Origin of the sequence: Microvirga sesbaniae, from assembly GCF_025460805.1 — a bacterium.
Lineage (GTDB): Bacteria > Pseudomonadota > Alphaproteobacteria > Rhizobiales > Beijerinckiaceae > Microvirga > Microvirga sesbaniae.
The window spans coordinates 74845-91536 of sequence record NZ_JAMXFJ010000003.1 but is presented as its reverse complement, the minus strand read 5'-3'; the positions used below and the strand labels follow the sequence as shown (position 1 = coordinate 91536).

The following is a 16692-nucleotide window of genomic DNA, read 5'->3' as shown; positions in this document are numbered from 1 at the left end:
GCGGTCAACGGACGAAGCTCACCGGCTGGCCCGTCGACGGGTGGGGAAACACCTCCATGGCGATACCGTAGATCGCCTGCAACTGCCGGGGCGTCACGATCTCGCCCGGGGCGCCGCGGGCAACCAGCCGTCCCGCCCGAAGGGCCAGGATCTCGTCGCAGAAGCGAGCCGCCATGTTGACGTCATGGAGGACCACGACCACGCCGAGGCCACGCTCGCGTGAGAGGCGCCGGACCAGCGCGAGCACCTCGACCTGATGGGCGACATCGAGGGCCGAGATCGGTTCGTCGAGAAGCAGGAAGCGGGCATCCTGCGCCACCAGCATGGCCAACCAGACCCGCTGCCGCTCTCCTCCGGAGAGAGTGTCGACGAAACGGTCGGACAATGCTTCCACATCGGCGAGCGCCATGGCCTCGCTCACCTTCCGGCGGTCGGTCGTTCCGAAGCGGCCCAGAGCGCCATGCCACGGATAGCGCCCCAGCGCGACGAGTTCCTTGACGAGCATGCCCGAGGCCAACGGCGTCTGCTGCGGCAGGTAGGCGACCTGTCTCGCGAAGGACCGCTCGCCCCACTGGGTCAGGTCTCGCCCTTCGAACGCGATCGAACCGCCGGAAGCCGCCTGCTGGCGGGCCAGCAGCTTGATCAGTGTCGATTTGCCTGAACCGTTGTGACCGATCAATCCGGTGACGCGCCGACCGGGCAGGGTCAGCGTGAGGGGATGCAGCAGGGTACGCCCTGGGATGGCATAGCTCACGTCGGTCAGCGCGAAGGACGGAATCTCGACGCGGGATCCGCGCCCGTCATCCTTCCCCGGCTCCAGCGTGCCGGTGCGGACGCCCTGCCGCGGCGCCCCATCGATCACCATTTGTAGCTCGCCTTGAGGGTCGCGACACGCCCGGCCCCGTAGTTGCACGTGTACTGCGTGTCGCAGGACGAGACATATTCGTTGTCGAACAGATTGTTGACGTTGAGCGCCACCGTGAAGTTGTCCCGGGTGTAGCGGATGGCGGCATCGAAGACGGTCGCAGCGGGCACCTTCAGGCTATTCTCGTTGTCGGCATACGAGAATCCGACATAGCGGACACCCGCACCGAAGCCGAGTCCCTTGAACGAACCGTCCTGGACCGTGTAGTCGAGCCAGCCGGATGCCAGGATCTCCGGGACGACGTTCGGGCGGTTGCCGATCAGCAACGGGTTGGTATCCTCGGTGATTTCGATGTCGTAGGCCGTGAAAGCCGCGATCGCCTTCAGCCCGGACGTGATGTTGGCCTGCGCTTCGAGCTCGAAGCCGCGGGATCGGACTTCGCCGAGCTGGACTTCGAAGAATGAATGCTCCGGATCGGTCGTGTTGACGTTCTGACGCGTGAGATCGAACAGGGAGGCCGTGATCAAGGCATCGGCGAAGGCCGGCTTGTACTTGAGTCCGACCTCGACCTGCCGTCCGGTCTCGGGCGCGAAGGATTGACCGAAGAAGTCGGCGCCGATGACTGGATTGAAGGTGCGGGAGACCGCGACATAGGGCGTCATCCCGTTGGCGAGTTCGTAGCCCAGCCCGACGCGTCCGCTGAACTCGCCCGCTTCGTCGCTGTAATTGGCGGCGCCGACCGTGTCCGTGCTCTTCGTCGAGACGTGATCGTAGCGCCCGTTCAGCGTCGCGATCCAGGCGCCGTAGCGGATCTGGTCCTGCGCATAGAACCCGACCTGATTCACGGTCAGGTCCTGATCGAGATAGGGAACCGTCGGGCCCTGGAGCGCTCCATAAAGCGGGTTCACCGGGCTGATCGGCGTGCCGCCGCCGGACGCCTGGATCTGGTCGATATTGTAGTACTTGTAGTCCAGGCCGAGGAGCAGCGTGTGATCGAGCGGACCGGTGCCGAACTTCGCTTCCGCCTGATTGTCGAGCGACAGCGTGTTCACCACCGTGTGGTGATTGAAGCCGACCCGGAAGAGCAGGAAATCCGGACCGGCCGGCGCCCCTCCGAGATAGCCGAAGGGATAGGGTCCGCGTTCCTTCGAATCCGTATGCGCGTACCGGAAGTTCTGCCGCAGCGTCCAGACATCGTCGACCGCGTGCTCGAACTCGTAGCCGATCATCGCCTGCTCGCGGCGATAGAGATCGATGTCGGGCTCGCTGTAGTAGAAACGTCGGGAGATCCGTCCGAACGGCGCCAGCACCACGGTGCCCACATAAGGCAGGAACCCACCCGTGTGCATCAGGTCCATATGCTGGTAGGACGCCAGCACGGTGAGTTCCGTGCCCGCGTCGGGACGGAACGTGAGCGCCGGCGCGATGACGCCCCGGAAGTCATCGGCCTTCTCCGTTTCCCAGCCGCCGCCGGACATCTTGCCGGTCAGGCGATACGACCAGATCCTGTCCTTGTCGAGCGCGCCGCCGAAATCGAAGGCCGCATAGCCATTGCCCCACGAGTTGACGCCCGTCTCCACGTAGCGCAGCGGTTCCGTCGTCGGACGCTTGCTGATGAGATTGACGATGCCGCCGATCGAGGATCCGCCATAGAGAGCCGCAGACGGACCCTTGAGCACCTCGATCCGCTCGAGCACGAACGGGTCGATATAGAACCCGCCGAAGCCATATTGATAAAGCGGCAGGTTGTTCAGGAAGACGCCGGTCTGGCCCGCATCGAAGCCACGAATGAAGAACCAATCGGTATCCGAATCCAGACCGTAAGGCTGCGCGAACACGCCCGCGGTGTACCGGAGGGCCTCATCGACCTTCTGGACCTGGCGATCTTCCAGTTCCTCGCGGCCGATGACCGACACCGATTGCGGAATTTCCTCGATCGGCGTGTCGGTCTTGGAGCCTGTCGCGGTGCGCGTGGGAACATAGCCGTTCACAGGCCCGGTGGCGCTCCCGCCCTGCCCTTCGACGGTCACCATCTCAAGGGTGATCTCGCCTGACGACGGCCGGGTCTGGGCCGCAGATTGCTCGCTCGACGCCACCATCATGGCGAGCGAGGCCAGGCTCACCCCCATACTCAATACGCAACGACGCTTCATGGATGTCCCCAGGGGTTTCGATCGCATGGGAGACCTCCGGGTCTCCCATGCAGGCGCAATCGAGGGATCGCTGGCCCGGTCGCCTGACTATGTGTTCCACTGAGTTGTGGCAAGAATTATGTTTTAAAAATACTCTAAACAGCAACTTAGAAAGATTTTAAACTCATGCTATACTATTTAAAATTGATCTAAACTACCATCTTGTCTAGGGTCGCGGCGTCAGACAATGCGGCCATTCCCGGAGGTGTCTGACGGAGCGCTGCAGCACCGCGCGACCGAGGGAAGCAGAGGCACAGGCCCGTGAAGGGCCAGTCTTGAATCATTCTAACTTCATAGTTTTACTGACGTTTTCAGAACAAATGTATTGACGGGAGCGAGGCCGCGGTTCATGACGCCCGTGCGCTGCTCGGCCGGGTCGGATCTTCGCGCTTCGCGTCGCGACACAGCCCCGCGTCAAGTCATCAGCCTATGCGAGCTAAACCACGCAAGTATAGAATGTCATTTCGAAGTAAATTATTCGACCCGATCAAGCTTTGAGAGTTCAGGTTCGCCGCATGCCGATGCATCCCGCCTCCCGTCACAATGCCTTCACGGTGAGCCGACGCCGCTTTCTCGGAGCCGCGATCGGTTCGTCCCTCGCAGGCGGTGTCAGAGCACGGCCGCGCCAGCGCGTCGCCGTTCTGGACTGGGCCATGTTCGAGACCTTGCTCGCCCTGGATGTGACGCCGGTCGCCGCCACCGAACTCGTCCAGTTCCGCAAAGTCGCCGTCGAGCCGGATGTGCCGTCTCACGTTGCCGATCTGGGTCTTCGCGGCTCACCGAATTTCGAGATGCTGCGCCTGTCCGATCCGGATCTGATCGTCAGCTCGCACTGGTTCTCGTGGATCCAGGACCGTCTCGAAACGATCGCTCCCGTGGCGTCCTACGCGGTCTACGAGCCCGGCCGCCCTCCCTACGCACCGGCCGAGCAGATCACGATGGCGCTCGGCGAACGGCTTGGTCGGGAGGTGCAGGCACGGTCCTCTCTCGATGCCGCGTCCCTCGAGCTGGCGCAGGCCAGCCGCCGCCTTGCCGAGAGAACCGCACGATCCGTTTTCCTCATCAACCTGGGGGATGCCCGGCACTTCAGGGCGTTCGGCCATGACAGCATGTTCGGCGACGTTCTCCAGCGCCTTGGGTTGAGGAACGCATGGGCGAAGCCCACCAGCTATGCCGCCGCGGCACCGGTACCCCTCGAGGCTCTCGCCGAGATGCCCGAGGCCTGGATCGTCATCGTTTCTCCGATCCCTCCCGATGCGCACGGCACCCTGCGCGACAGTCCCCTGTGGAAGGCGCTTCCGGCGGTCCGGCAGGGGCGGGTCGTGGCGCTCCCACCGGTCAACCCGTTCGGCGCTCTTCCGGCGGCCCGCCGTTTCGCGCGTCTCCTGACCGGCGCGCTCGTCGGCGCCGGAGGTGGCGTTGGTTGACGGCATGACGCATCGGCCGCTCACCTTGGCATGGTTCGCGGTGTTTGCCGTCGCCCTGGGATTGTGCGCGTATCAGATCCTGCGCCTTCTCCCTCTGGCGAGCGGACAGAGCTTCGATCTCGACAGCATCCTTCTTTTCAACAGTGTGCTCCCCCGTGCGGTCGTTGCCCTGTTGTCGGGCGCCGCGCTCGGGCTGTCCGGAGCCCTCCTGCAGCAGATCCTGCGCAATCCGATCGCCGACCCGTCGACGCTCGGCATTTCAGCAGGGGCGCAATTCGCCATGACGGCCGCCACCCTGTTCGCGCCCGCGCTCATGGACACGTCGCGCGAGGCCGTCGCTCTTGTCGGCGGACTGACCGTCGCGATCATGCTCATGGCCCTGAGCTGGCGGCGAGGACTCGAGCCGATCACCATCGTTCTTGCCGGTATGGTCGTGTCTCTCATCGCCATGGCCCTGAGTGCGACGCTGATCCTCGCCCATGGCGAGTACATGATGTCGCTCCTGATCTGGGGCAGCGGCTCGCTGACCCAGCAAGGCTGGGGCCCGGCCCAGGCCCTTGCCGTCACACTGCTGTTCTCCTCCGTGGCGTGTTTTCTTCTGATCCGGCCGCTGGAGCTTCTCGGTCTCGCCGACGCGAGCGCGCGCAGCCTCGGGGTCAATCTTCCGGCATTGCGCCTTGCGACCCTCGCTGTCGCCGTGTGGCTCGCCACCACGGTCACGGCTGAGGTCGGCGTGCTCGGGTTCGTCGGGCTCGCGGCCCCGACGCTCGCCCGGCTCGGCGGCGCCCGCACCCAGCGCGACACTCTCGTGGCCGCACCGCTCATCGGCGCCGTCATCCTGTGGCTCACGGACGGACTCGTTCAACTTGCCGCCCATGGATCGGCCGAGATGGTGCCGACCGGAGCCGCCACGGCCCTCCTCGGAGGACCGCTTCTCCTGTACCTGCTGCCAAGGCTCAACCTGTCGCGCCAGGCACCGGTTTCCGGGCAGCCCGCGCCCACGCGGCGCATCGCGTATCCGGCCCCCGTGCTTGCGGTGCTCACGCTCCTTGTCGTCGCCATGACCACCTTGGCGCTGCTCGTCGGGCGCGGACCGGACGGCTGGAACTTGGCGACCGGCCAGCTTCTCACCGACCTTCTTCCGTTTCGCGCGCCTCGCATCGCTGCTGCCGCGGCCGCCGGGGGGATGCTGGCCGCCGCCGGCATGATCCTTCAACGTATGACCGGCAACCCTCTCGCAAGTCCGGAAGTCCTCGGCGTGAGCGCCGGCGCGGGCATCGGGCTCGCTGCGGTTCTCTTCACGGTATCGAACGCCCCTATGGGCACCCGCTTGGCCGGGGCGACCCTGGGCGTCGGCGTCGTGCTGGGTGCGCTCCTTTTCGTCGCAAATCGCCAGGACCGAAATCCGGAACGGCTCCTGCTCGGCGGCCTCGCCGTCGGAGCGCTTTGCAACGCCCTTGTCAGCGCAGCAATGATCACGGGCGACGTTCGCGCCTTCCAGCTCCTGGCCTGGCTCAGCGGCTCGACGAACCATATCACCCGGGGTGAGGCCACGATCGCCGTCACGGTGGCGGCATTCCTGCTCGGCCTCCTGCCTTTGATGGTCCGATGGCTTGAAATCATGCCTCTCGGCCCCGATCAGGCGCGTGCGATCGGATTGCCGGTCCGCGCGAGCCGGGGGGCGCTCACCCTCGTCGCCGCCGGCCTGACGGCCGCCTCCTCGCTCGTCGTCGGCCCGTTGAGCTTCGTCGGCCTTGTCGCTCCCCATATGGCGTGGCTGATCGGCTTCGGCCGCGCGCGCCACCAGGCCATGGCGGCGGTCCTGATCGGCGCAGGCCTGATGATCGGGGCCGATTGGCTCTCCAGGATCGTGACCTTCCCGTATCAAGTCCCGCTGGGTCTCTTCGCGTCACTCATCGGGGGACCTTACCTGATCTGGCTCCTGCACCGGAACCGATAGATGGAGCCCAACCGCCCATGGACCATATGACCACATCGACCTCCCTCCGTGCCGAAGCCTCAGTCACGCTCGCATGCCCCGTTGAGATCATGGACAAGCTCTGCGAGCATTTCGTCGAACATGGACGGGTCGACCGGTCCGCACGCTCCGCCAGAGTGGAGTTCGACTACGGCGTTGCATCCGTGGAGGCGCGCGACAGCGTTCTCTACCTCCTTGCGGAAGGACTCGATCCGACCGGTCTCGCCTATGTCAAATGGAGCCTTGCGGAGCACATCCTCGGCTTCGTCGAGGGAGAGAGCCCGCGCATCGCCTGGGAGGGAGATGGCCAGGCCGGAACGCCGCTCCCGTATTTTCGGGAGATGCAGGTGGTCGGCGCGATCAACGTGACGCCACGGATGCGCCGCGTGCGCCTCAAGGGACGGGATCTCGCACGTTTTGCCACAGGCGGGATGCATGTTCGGCTGCTGTTTCCTCCGCACATGGGGCGTGCTCCGTCATGGCCCGTCATGGGAGAAGATGGTCGGCCCGTCTGGCCGCGCGGGGAGGATCGACCCGTGATGCGGATCTATACGATCCGCGAGATCGATGTGGCGCGCAGCGAGATCGAGATCGACTTCGTCCTGCATGAAGGCGACAGCACGCCCGGGTCGACCTGGGCGTCACAGGCGCGCCCGGGAGACGTCGTCGGAATCCTGGGTCCTGGCGGCGGCGAATTGCCCCCGGCCGACTGGTACCTTTTCGCGGGAGATGAAACGGCCCTTCCGGCCATCAGCCGAATCTTGGCGGAGCTCCCCGCCGACTGCAAAGCCACCGTGCTGCTCGAGGTGGCCGACGCCTGCGAGGAGCAGCCCCTCCGCTCCATGGCCGCGCTGGACATCCGCTGGATGCACCGGAACGGAGCTCCCGCGGGAACGACGTCGCTCATCGAGGACGCCTTGCGGGCGATCGTCGTGCCCTCGGATGGGAGCCGCCGCTTCATCTGGGCCGGCTGCGAGCAGAAGAGCTGCCGATGCCTCAAGAGGCTCCTGCGCCAGGAATGGAAGATGCCGACCTCGGAGCACCAGGTCGTCGCCTATTGGCGCGCCGGCCATTCGGCCGATCAGGTCGAGCATTGACGGAGAGCCGCGGCAGATCCTTCCGCGGCGGCTCTCTTTGACGGCGAATGCGAGGAGAGCTTAGGCCGCTTTGACCCCGGACAGGAAGTGATCGACCTCCTGTCCGAGGCTGGCGGAATGCCGCGCCAGCTCCTGGGCAGCCGCGAGGACCTGGGTTGCAGCCGCTCCCGTGTCTCCAGCAGCCCGGCGAACCTCCCCAATGCTGCCGGTGACGACCTCGGTGCCGCGGGCCGCTTCCTGGACGTTGCGCGAGATCTCGGCCGTGGCAGCCCCCTGCTCTTCCATGGCGGCCGCGATCGCCACCGAGATCTGGGACATCTCGCCGATCGTGCCGGCGATCGCCTGGATGGCCTGCACGGCCTCGGCCGTCACCTGCTGAACGCTGGCAATCTGGCCCGAGATCTCCTCGGTGGCGCGCGACGTCTGGTTGGCGAGTTCCTTCACCTCGGAGGCCACCACGGCGAAGCCCTTGCCAGCCTCGCCCGCGCGGGCAGCCTCGATGGTCGCGTTCAGGGCCAGCAGGTTGGTCTGGGACGCAATGCTGTTGATGAGCTGGACCACGTGACCGATCTTGTCGGCGGAGCCCGCGAGCATCTGCACGATTCCGTTGGTACGCTGCGCGTCGGTCACGGCTCGCTCCGCAATGCCCGAGGACTGAGCGACCTGGGCGGAGATCTCTCGAATCGAGATCGACAGCTCCTCCGTTGCGGCCGCGACAGTCTGCACGTTGGCGGAGGTCTGCTGCGAGGCGGATGCGACGCCCACGGACTGGTGCGTAGCCTTGTCGGCAACCGACGTCATGGATCGGGCGGTGGTCTCCAGGTCGGATGCGGCGACGGACAGGCGTCGGGTCAGGGACGAGACCTTCCCTTCGAAGTGCTGCGTGAGTTCGTCCAGCATCTGAGCACGACGCGTCTTGGCCTCCTGCTCCAGGGCCGCCGCTTCGTCTGCCCGCCGCTGCGCGATCAAGGCGTTCCTGAAGACCTGCAGGGACTTGGCCACCGCACCGATCTCGTCGCCGCGATCCTGATGGCCGATGGCGCTGTCCAGGTCACCCTCTGCCAGCCTCTCGACACGAAGAGTGATCTCCTTCAGGGGCCGGAAGAGGCGTGTGGCGATCAGCAGGGCGCCGATGCACGCGAGAGCGGCAGTCACACCGGCTGCGATCGTCAGCATCGCCATCGTCGAAGAATATGCGTCATGGAGATCGGCAACCGGCACGCCGACATAAAGAATGCCGTTGACCTTGCCGGCCTTGTCGAAGGTCGGCTGATAGGCGGTGTAGAACCGAGTACCGAAGAGCATGGTCGGGCCATAATAGGCCTCTCCCCGGCGGACATGAGCCTGGGCCGGGCTGTCGGGAGCCAGCGCCGTTCCGACCGCCCGTTCGCCGTTCTCCTTCTTCACGGTCGTCACGCGGCGGATGAACGCGTCTTGAGCTGCGTCGAAGGTGAAGATCGTGGCGTTCCCGCCGACATAGGACACCGAATCGTCGACGACCGCGAAGTCCTTGAACTCGGCCAGCGAGGGGCTCACGACGCGGGCGACCCGTCCCTGCTCGATCTTGGCCTCGGCGCCGGACACCCGGGCGGCATAGACCAGAGAAAGGCTGCGCAGGTATTGCTCGGCCTTCTGCTGCTGCTGCGCCTCCAGATCGGACCAGACCTGTCGCGAGGCCGCGAACCACATGGTCCCGGCGGTCGCGACGATGATCACGGCGACGAGTGCCATGATCTTCATGGACAATGTAACCTTATTCAGCACTGAGGAGCCCCACGTTTATTGTGATTTGCTCCGCAATACATGATGTGTGGTTAATGCAGGCCTACTTTAGTATAAGTATATTTACCTGTTTCTCGGAACGTGGCCGAGTCTGCTCCGTGTTGCTGGAGCTGTTTCCACTCGAGTGGAATCATCTCTCTTCTTTGGCTTACCGCATTTTCAACGGCGAACCGGATCCACTTCGCCGAATAATGCACTTTGCCTGGGCCGGGCAACGGACCGCTCAAGCCCCGTATTTGCCGCGCAGGTATCGAAGGTACGGGCCCGGATCGAGCGGGCGACCTGTTTCGCGCTCCAGCAGTTCGTCGCGCGTGAACCGGCGACCGTGCTGCCAGATCCGGGTGCGGAGTTCGTCCGCAAGGACTGCATAATGTCCTGCCTCGATCGCGTCACCGAGAGACGAATTTCGGCTGCACAAGGTGTCCATCACCTGAGCGCCCATGACATTTCCGATGGTGTAGGTCGGGAAGGAGCCGATATAGCCGGTGGACCAATGCACATCCTGCAGGACTCCGCGGGCGTCGTCGGGAACCACAAGGTCGAGGTCACGCCTGATGGCCGCGTTCCAGGCCTCCGGTAGATCGCCGACGGGAAGCGAGCCGTCCATGAGCGCGCATTCGATGTCGGCGCGCAGCATGATATGGAAATCGTAGGTCAGCTCATCCGCCTCGACCCGGATGAAGCCGGGCTCGACGCGGGTGACGGCCCGATAGAACTCGTCTGCGCCGACATCGCCGAGTTGATCCGGGAAATGCTGCCGCAACTCGGAGAAGTGCCGGCGCCAGAACGTCCGGCTTCGCACGATGTGGTTCTCCCAAAGACGCGATTGGGACTCGTGGGCCCCGAAGCTCGTTCCCCCGACCGCATAGAGACCGACGAGATCGGTCGCCAGCGCCGTTCGGGTATGGGCCGGATCGACCCCTTGCTCGTAAAGGCCGTGTCCGGTCTCGTGAGCGGTCCCGAAAATGGAGGCAGGCAGGTAGTTGCGGTTATAGCGGGTCGTAATCCGCACATCGTTGCGGGTGAACGACACCTCGAACGGATGGACGGTGGTGTCCAGACGCCCGCGCCGGAGGTCGTAGCCGAGCTTCTCGGCGAGGCTCAGCCCGAAGGCCCTCTGCCCCTCCTCGGGAAACGCGCGGAACAGGAAGTCGGAGCGGGGCTGGGGACGAGCCCTCGCGGCATCCAGGATAGGCAGCAGCCCGGCCCGCAAGGCGGTGAACAGCTTTTTTAGGCTCGCCGCCGTCTCGCCGGGCTCGTAGATCGAAACCATCGCGTCATAGGGATGCTCGTCCCAGCCGATGCAGTCGGCATAGGCGCGGGATAGCGCAACGGTCCTGGCAAGATGGGGCGAGAAGAGGGTGAACTCGCTCTTCGAGCGAGCCTCGATCCAGGCCGCCTGCGCGACCGTGCGAAGGGCCGCCCGCTCCTGGATCAGAGAGGCCGGAACACGCTTATGGTGCTCCACCGCATGGCGGGTCTGCTGCACCATGCGTCGTTCGGCGGCATCCTCTCCGAAGCCTTCCGTCGCCCGCTCGGCTTCCTCCAGGGCCTTCTCGGTCTGCGGCGCGAGAAGCAGATCGCGGGCGATCCGGGTCAGCGTCGCGATCTGAAGGCCACGGGTTTCCGCTCCGCCGGCCGGCATCATGGTGCGGGAATCCCAGGTGAGGACCGACACCGCATTGAGGACGTCGTTGACGGCGGCAACGCGCTCCTGGAGCGCCGCGAGGGAGGCTTGCTGGGTCATGTCTTTCGATCGTCTCGATTATTCCGTACCGCCGGTGTTGAGATGACAGGCGGAGGACCGGCCAGGCGCGATCGCGGTCAGTGCGGGCGCCTCCCGCTTGCAGCGCGGGCCCGCGAAAGGACACCGCGGATGGAAGTGGCATCCGCTCGGCGGGTGCAGCGGGGATGGAATTTCGCCGGCGATCGGGCGGAAATCCTTCCGGCCCACGCCGATGCGAGGCACGCTCTCGAAGAGAGCGCGCGTATAGGGATGGTTCGGGCTCGCATAGAGTTCGGACGTCGGCGCCATCTCGACGATGCGACCGAGATACATGATCGCGACCCGGTCGGACACATGGCGCACGACACCGAGATCGTGGCTGATGAAGATCCCGGTCAAATCCAGATCCCGACGCAGATCCATGAACAGGTTGAGCACCTGCGCCTGGATCGAGACGTCGAGAGACGCCACGGGCTCGTCGAGGACCAGAAGGTCGGGCTTCATGGCAAGCGCGCGGGCGATGGCGATGCGCTGGCGCTGACCACCGGAGAACTGATGCGGGAACCGCCTGCGGTAACCGGGATCGAGGCCGACACGCCCGAGGAGATCCGCCACATAGGCATCTGCCTCGCGGGGCTTCACGATGCCGTGCGCCACCGGACCTTCGGCGACCGTATCGCCGATCCGGATGCGCGGATTGAGGCTCGCGAAGGGATCCTGATGGATCATCTGGACACGCGTCGTCAGCTTCTGCGTGCGCCGTCCCTGCGACTTCGCGACCGGCGCCCTGTCGAACAGGATCTTGCCGTCGCTCGGGGTGTAGATGCCGGCGATCATCCGGCCGAGGGTCGATTTCCCGCAGCCGGATTCTCCGACGAGGCCCACGACCTCGCCCTTTGCGACCGTGAGGCTGACATTGGTCACCGCGCGCACGGTCTCGGCCTTCGGTCCTGCACCGAGAAGCCCGGCGATGCGCTCGCCGAGATTCGGGTGCTTTACGAAGCGCTTCGATACGTGTTCGACGTCAAGGAGTGCGGCTGGCATGAAACGGGCTCGATCGGATAATGGCAGAGGGCGGTGCGTCCGTCCTCGAAGGTCTGGACAGGCGGTGTCGTCGTGCAGGCGGGTCCCGCCTTGGCGCACCTGGGCGCGAAGGCGCACCCCGGTGGCAGGTTGGCCAGAGCGGGAGTCGATCCGGGAACCTGAGGCAGCTTGGTTCCAGGTTCGTGCTCCGCAGGCACGGATGCGAGCAGACCGGCCGTATAGGGATGGCGTGGCGAGGCGATCACCTCGGCGGCCGGACCGCTTTCCACCACCTTCCCGGCATACATGACACAGATGTCGTCTGCCAGGCTCGAGACCACCGCGAGATCGTGGGTGATCCACACGAAAGCCGTCCCGGTCTCGTCGGCGAGGCGTCGCACTTCCGCCAGGATCTGCCCCTGGATGGAGACGTCGAGGGCGGTCGTCGGCTCGTCCGCGATGATGACGGCGGGGCTGTGCAGGAGCGCGATGGCGATGGCCACCCGCTGTCGCATTCCGCCGGAGAGCTGATGCGGATAGGCGTCGAGACGCTCCTCCGGGCTCGGAATGCCCACTTTGGCGAGGGCGTCGCGTGCTCTCGCGCGGGCAGCCTTGCGCGAGACCCTGTCGTGAGCCCTGACCGCCGCGATCATCTGCGTCCCGATCTTGAGGACCGGGTTGAGCGTCATCATCGGGTCCTGGAAGACCATCGCGATCTGGGCACCGCGAACCTGGCGAATGGCCTCGCCTTTCAGGCGCGTGAGGTCCTTGCCGTTCAGGAGAACCTCACCGCCCGCGATCCTGCCGGGAGGCTCGATCAGGCCGAGAATGGAGTAGCCCGTGACGCTCTTGCCCGATCCGGACTCGCCGACGAGCCCGAGGATGCGGCCGCGCCCGACTTCGAAGCTGACGCCGTTGACGGCCTTCAGGGCTCCGGCCCGGGACTGGAACTGGGTCTGAAGGTCTTTGACACGAAGAACCGCGTCGCTCATCGGCTGCGCCTCGGATTCAGAACGTTACGGACCTGATCTCCCACCAGATTGATCGCCACGACGGTCAGCATCAGGGCGATCCCCGGGTAAATGGAGATCCAGTAGCGCCCCGACAGAAGGAACTGGAAGCCGTTGGAGATCAGGGAGCCCAGCGACGGCTGCGTGATGGGGAGCCCGAGCCCCAGAAAGGAGAGCGTCGCTTCCAGGGCGATGGAGTTCGCCACCTGGACGGTCGCGACCACGATCAGCGGCGGCAACGCATTGGGCAGGAGGTGGCGGAACAGCACGTGGCGGGCCGGCAGCGGGGTCGAGAGCGCCGCCTCGATATAATCCTTGCGCCTCTCCGCACTGGCCGCCCCGTGAGTCGTGCGGGCGAAATAGGCATATTGCGCGGCAACGAGCGCGGCGACGAGCTGCATGAGCCCCTGCCCCAGCATGGCGACGAGAACCAGTGCGAGCAGGATCGCCGGAAGCGAGAGCTGAAGGTCGATCACGCGCATGATGAGCGCCTCGATGCGGCCGCCGTAATAGGCCGCGACAAGACCGACGGTCGTGCCGAGAACGAGTGCCAACGTGCCGGCCATCACGCCCACGATCAGACTCGTGCGCAGGCCGTAGAGGATCGCCGAGAAGATGTCTCGGCCCGCGGCATCCGTTCCGAGCCAGTGGACGTAACCGCCGGATCCGACTTCCCCGGGCTCGAGGCGAGCATCGAAGAGATCGAGTGCCTCCTGGTTGTAGGGATCCTGCGGCGTCACGAACGGCGCGAGAACCGCCATGAGAACCACGACCACGACCACGATCAGGGCCGCGACCGCGACGGGGCTCTGTCTGAAGTCCGACCAGAAGTTGGAGACCCGGCTCCAGCTGGTCTCAGCGGGTAACGGGAGAGCGGAAGAACTGCTCATGACGCCGCCTTTACACGGATGCGCGGGTCGAGCTGGCCATAGACCAGATCGACGACAAGATTGATCATAACGAAGAGGAACACGACCAGGATGAGGTAGGCGACCATGACAGGACGGTCGAGGACGGTGATGGAATCGATGATCAGCTTGCCCATGCCGGGCCAGTTGAAAACGGTTTCCGTCACCACCGCGAAGGCAAGCGTGGAGCCGAGCTCCAGCCCAAACACGGTCACGATGGGGATCGAGATGTTCTTGAGAACGTGAAGGCCGACGACCTTGCTCTCCGACAACCCTTGGGCCCGGGCGAAGCGCACGTAGTCGGAGCTCATCACTTCGGCCGTGCCCGCCCGTGTGAGCCGGATCAGAAGCCCCAGTTTGAACAGTGCCAGATTGAAGGCCGGGAGGATGATGTAACTCCATCCCTCCAGAGAGGTGATCGACAGGTTCATGCCGAGCACGTGGGTGGTCGGGCCGCGGCCGCCCGACGGCAGCCAGCCGAGTTCGACCGCGAACGCCATGATGAGCAGAAGCCCGACCCAGAAGCTCGGAACGCTGAAACCGAGAACCGAGAACGCCATGATCGCCTTGGCGGAGAGCGACTCAGGCTTGTAGCCCGCCCATAAGCCTAGCGGAATGCCGAGACAGGTGGCGATCAGCATCGCGGTCAACGCAAGCTCCAGGGTTGCCGGGAACCGCGACCAGATCAGGTTCAGAACAGGCAGCCGGTAGATGAACGACTCTCCCAGATCCCCATGCAGCATGTTGCTCATGAAGACGAAGTACTGCTCGTAGAGGGGAAGGTCGAGGCCGTAGCGCCGGATCAGGGCCTCACGCAATGCCTGGTCGGACGCAGGATCGATCATGACGTCGATCGGGTTGCCGATCGCGTAAACGCCCAGGAACACGATGATGGACATCGCGATCACGACCATGAGCGCCTGAAGGACGCGCTGAATAAGAAAACCAATCATGCTGTCTCTTGCATGGTGCCAGGATGTTGTGATGTGAGGGTCGAGGGGCCGGGCGCTCTGTGGTGAGCATCGATCAGGGGTTGCCGGGGGATGCCGCATCCGCCCGAAGGAAGGCGGCCGGCATTTGCCGGCCGCCTGTGAGTACGATCAGCTCTTCGGCTTGATCTCATAGGCCAGGGTCTCCTGGTCGACCCGCGGCGGGATGGTGAGCATGCCCTTCTTGGCCGCCCAGACTGTCTGGATCTGGACGGTCGGGATCAACGCGCGATCGTTCATGGAAACCTCCGTCACCTTCTCGAACAGGGCGCGGCGCTTCGGGTCATCCATCGTGCGTGCGCCCTCTTCCAGCAGCTTGTCGACCTCCGGATTGGAGTAACCCTGCTTGTTGAACGCGCCGAGGCCGATCTGCGGGTCCGCCGTGTGAACGAGCGAGCCATAGGTATAGCTCGCCTCACCGGTCAGCGTGCCCCAGCCGCTCATCCACAGCGAGAATTCCCCCTTCTGTTGAGCCGGGAAGAACACGGTGCCGTTGAGCGCGTTGGCATTCACCTTCAGGCCGGCCCGGGCCCACATCTGCGAGAGCGCCTCGCACACCGCGCCATCGCCCGGCAGGCGGTTGTTGGTGCAGTGGAAATCGATCTCGAAGCCCTTCGGATAGCCCGCATCGGCGAGAAGCTGCTTGGCCTTGGACAGGTCGTAAGGACGCTCGGGCAGGTTCTTGTTGCCGCCGAAGAAGTTGGCGGGCATCAACTGGTTGGCCGGGCGACCCAGGCCTTCCAGGACGACACGCACCAATGTCTTGCGGTCGATCGCAAGATCCATGGCCTCACGCACCTTGGGATCCCGCAACGGATTCGCGTCGATCTCCTTGCCGTCGACCTTCACCTTTCTCGGGAGGGTCTCCTTCACGTTCGGAGTGATGTTCAGAAAATAGACCGAGTCGGCGACGAAGGTGTCGACGGACTTGTCCTTCTGCATCGCAGCATAGTCCGTGGCCGGCACGTAGTTGACCAGGTCCACCTGACCCGACTTCAGGGCCGCCATGCGGGCGGGATCGCTCGGAATTTCCTTGCGGACGACCTTCTGCCACGGCTGCTTCTGGCCCCAATAGCCGTCGAAGCGCTCCAGGACGAGATCGCCCTTGGGCTCCCAGGACACGAACTTGTAGGGACCCGTGCCGATCGCCGCCTTGCCGGAGTTGAACTGCTCGTTGCGAGCCTCCATGCCGACATTCTTCGACACCACGAAGAGGCGGATGAAGTCGTTCGGAAGGGTCGGCGCCGGAGCCTTGGTCTTCACGTGCAAGGTGTACTTGTCGGCGACCTTCGTCTCCGCGACCTGCTTCGTGTAGATCGTCATGCTCATGGGGCCGGTGACGACCGGAATGCGATCGATCGAGAACTTCACGTCCTCGGCCGTCAGCTCCGATCCGTCGTGGAATTTCACGCCCTCGCGGATCTTGAACTCCCAGGTCGTGTCATCGACGGGCTTCCACGAGGTCGCCAGACCGGGCTTCAGGCCCAGGTTCTCGTCCGACATCACGAGCGTATCGAAGATGTGGCGCAGCGCTTCCGCCTGACTGCCGAGTGTCGACCAATGCGGGTCGATCGAGTCCGGTCCTGCGCGCAGTCCCATGGTCAGCGTCTGCGCGGAAACCGAGCCGCAAAGAACGGTTCCAAGGACGAGAGCCGCCGCGAGCGATCCACCAAGCTTGAAGTTTTGTTTCACTTC

At 64.7% G+C, this 16692-nt stretch carries 12 protein-coding genes; 3 read left to right on the top strand and 9 right to left on the bottom strand.

All coding sequences use genetic code 11. The features are described 5' to 3' along the window. Positions 1 to 4: 4 nt before the first annotated feature. Complete coding sequence (locus OCW50_RS05740; protein ID WP_262296769.1) at positions 5 to 865, bottom strand: ATP-binding cassette domain-containing protein; 861 nt, start codon at positions 863 to 865, stop codon at positions 5 to 7. Continuing rightward, complete coding sequence (locus OCW50_RS05735; RefSeq protein WP_373371313.1) at positions 859 to 3045, bottom strand: TonB-dependent siderophore receptor; 2187 nt, start codon at positions 3043 to 3045, stop codon at positions 859 to 861. The genes OCW50_RS05740 and OCW50_RS05735 overlap by 7 nt, the downstream gene beginning before the upstream one ends. Positions 3046 to 3578: 533 nt before the next feature. Here OCW50_RS05735 and OCW50_RS05730 point away from each other — a divergent pair. From OCW50_RS05730 to OCW50_RS05720, 3 genes are read left to right on the top strand one after another with little or no spacing between them, the layout of a single operon-like run. Beyond that, positions 3579 to 4484, top strand: coding sequence for an iron-siderophore ABC transporter substrate-binding protein (locus tag OCW50_RS05730; protein ID WP_262269236.1), 906 nt, complete (start codon positions 3579 to 3581; stop codon positions 4482 to 4484). A 4-nt stretch (positions 4485 to 4488) separates the two neighbouring features. Further along, positions 4489 to 6444 (top strand): Fe(3+)-hydroxamate ABC transporter permease FhuB, encoded by a 1956-nt coding sequence (fhuB, locus tag OCW50_RS05725; protein WP_262296767.1) that lies wholly within the window; start codon positions 4489 to 4491, stop codon positions 6442 to 6444. Between the two features lie 17 nt (positions 6445 to 6461). Continuing rightward, complete coding sequence (locus OCW50_RS05720) at positions 6462 to 7559, top strand: DUF2218 domain-containing protein (protein ID WP_315974398.1); 1098 nt, start codon at positions 6462 to 6464, stop codon at positions 7557 to 7559. 60 nt (positions 7560 to 7619) lie between these two features. Here the strand turns inward: OCW50_RS05720 and OCW50_RS05715 are convergent, their stop codons facing one another. From OCW50_RS05715 to OCW50_RS05685, 7 genes are all read right to left on the bottom strand, one after another. Then, positions 7620 to 9299, bottom strand: coding sequence for a methyl-accepting chemotaxis protein (locus OCW50_RS05715; RefSeq protein ID WP_262296766.1), 1680 nt, complete (start codon positions 9297 to 9299; stop codon positions 7620 to 7622). A gap of 265 nt (positions 9300 to 9564) precedes the next feature. Further along, positions 9565 to 11088, bottom strand: a complete 1524-nt coding sequence (locus OCW50_RS05710; RefSeq protein ID WP_262296765.1) for a carboxypeptidase M32 — start codon at positions 11086 to 11088, stop codon at positions 9565 to 9567. An 18-nt stretch (positions 11089 to 11106) separates the two neighbouring features. Then, complete coding sequence (locus OCW50_RS05705) at positions 11107 to 12111, bottom strand: ABC transporter ATP-binding protein (protein WP_262296764.1); 1005 nt, start codon at positions 12109 to 12111, stop codon at positions 11107 to 11109. Further along, positions 12063 to 13082, bottom strand: a complete 1020-nt coding sequence (locus OCW50_RS05700) for an ABC transporter ATP-binding protein (RefSeq protein ID WP_262296763.1) — start codon at positions 13080 to 13082, stop codon at positions 12063 to 12065. Before OCW50_RS05700 ends, OCW50_RS05705 begins: the two co-directional genes overlap by 49 nt. After that, complete coding sequence (locus OCW50_RS05695) at positions 13079 to 13990, bottom strand: ABC transporter permease (protein ID WP_262296762.1); 912 nt, start codon at positions 13988 to 13990, stop codon at positions 13079 to 13081. Before OCW50_RS05695 ends, OCW50_RS05700 begins: the two co-directional genes overlap by 4 nt. Then, positions 13987 to 14961: an ABC transporter permease gene (locus OCW50_RS05690; RefSeq protein ID WP_262269203.1), complete on the bottom strand. Its 975-nt coding sequence runs from the start codon at positions 14959 to 14961 to the stop codon at positions 13987 to 13989. The genes OCW50_RS05695 and OCW50_RS05690 overlap by 4 nt, the downstream gene beginning before the upstream one ends. A gap of 147 nt (positions 14962 to 15108) precedes the next feature. Further along, complete coding sequence (locus OCW50_RS05685; RefSeq protein ID WP_262269204.1) at positions 15109 to 16689, bottom strand: ABC transporter substrate-binding protein; 1581 nt, start codon at positions 16687 to 16689, stop codon at positions 15109 to 15111. Between the last annotated feature and the right edge of the window lie 3 nt (positions 16690 to 16692).

What these genes read in the sequence shown, in the direction of transcription:
- OCW50_RS05730 (WP_262269236.1), top strand. Translation starts at nt 3,579, where the DNA reads ATGCATCCCGCCTCCCGTCACAATGCCTTCACGGTGAGCCGACGCCGC.
- fhuB (WP_262296767.1), top strand. Translation starts at nt 4,489, where the DNA reads ATGACGCATCGGCCGCTCACCTTGGCATGGTTCGCGGTGTTTGCCGTC.
- OCW50_RS05700 (WP_262296763.1), bottom strand. Translation starts at nt 13,082, where the DNA reads ATGAGCGACGCGGTTCTTCGTGTCAAAGACCTTCAGACCCAGTTCCAG.
- OCW50_RS05735 (WP_373371313.1), bottom strand. Translation starts at nt 3,045, where the DNA reads ATGCGATCGAAACCCCTGGGGACATCCATGAAGCGTCGTTGCGTATTG.
- OCW50_RS05695 (WP_262296762.1), bottom strand. Translation starts at nt 13,990, where the DNA reads ATGAGCAGTTCTTCCGCTCTCCCGTTACCCGCTGAGACCAGCTGGAGC.
- OCW50_RS05705 (WP_262296764.1), bottom strand. Translation starts at nt 12,111, where the DNA reads ATGCCAGCCGCACTCCTTGACGTCGAACACGTATCGAAGCGCTTCGTA.
- OCW50_RS05715 (WP_262296766.1), bottom strand. Translation starts at nt 9,299, where the DNA reads ATGAAGATCATGGCACTCGTCGCCGTGATCATCGTCGCGACCGCCGGG.
- OCW50_RS05740 (WP_262296769.1), bottom strand. Translation starts at nt 865, where the DNA reads ATGGTGATCGATGGGGCGCCGCGGCAGGGCGTCCGCACCGGCACGCTG.
- OCW50_RS05720 (WP_315974398.1), top strand. Translation starts at nt 6,462, where the DNA reads ATGGACCATATGACCACATCGACCTCCCTCCGTGCCGAAGCCTCAGTC.
- OCW50_RS05710 (WP_262296765.1), bottom strand. Translation starts at nt 11,088, where the DNA reads ATGACCCAGCAAGCCTCCCTCGCGGCGCTCCAGGAGCGCGTTGCCGCC.
- OCW50_RS05690 (WP_262269203.1), bottom strand. Translation starts at nt 14,961, where the DNA reads ATGATTGGTTTTCTTATTCAGCGCGTCCTTCAGGCGCTCATGGTCGTG.